4 tRNA genes are annotated in these 352 nt (G+C 53.1%); all 4 read right to left on the bottom strand.

The annotated features are described in order from the left end of the window. Positions 1-2: 2 nt before the first annotated feature. Positions 3-75: transfer RNA gene (locus R8925_RS15925), tRNA-Val, on the bottom strand. A 13-nt stretch (positions 76-88) separates the two neighbouring features. Then, positions 89-160, bottom strand: a tRNA-Glu gene (locus R8925_RS15920). Between the two features lie 21 nt (positions 161-181). Then, positions 182-270: transfer RNA gene (locus R8925_RS15915), tRNA-Ser, on the bottom strand. A 4-nt stretch (positions 271-274) separates the two neighbouring features. Next, positions 275-350 (bottom strand) — tRNA-Asn (locus R8925_RS15910). Positions 351-352 lie beyond the last annotated feature (2 nt).

The following is a 352-nucleotide window of genomic DNA, read 5'->3' as shown; positions in this document are numbered from 1 at the left end:
GGTGGGGGCTAACGGGATCGAACCGCTGACCCTCTGCTTGTAAGGCAGATGCTCTCCCAGCTGAGCTAAGCCCCCATATACAAACAAATGACCCGTACGGGATTCGAACCCGTGTTACCGCCGTGAAAGGGCGGTGTCTTAACCGCTTGACCAACGGGCCAGAATAAAAAATTATAGAGAACGGAGAGCAAGGGATTTGAACCCTTGAGACAGCTTTCACCGCCTACACGATTTCCAATCGTGCTCCTTCGGCCACTCGGACAGCTCTCCATAATGGCTCCACAGGCAAGACTCGAACTTGCGACCGATCGGTTAACAGCCGATTGCTCTACCAACTGAGCTACTGTGGAAT

It is taken from the genome of Listeria rocourtiae subsp. hofi (genome assembly GCF_963575615.1).
GTDB lineage: Bacteria > Bacillota > Bacilli > Lactobacillales > Listeriaceae > Listeria_A > Listeria_A hofi.
The sequence above is the reverse complement of the archived record's forward strand: the minus strand, read 5'-3'. Positions and strand labels throughout refer to the sequence as shown.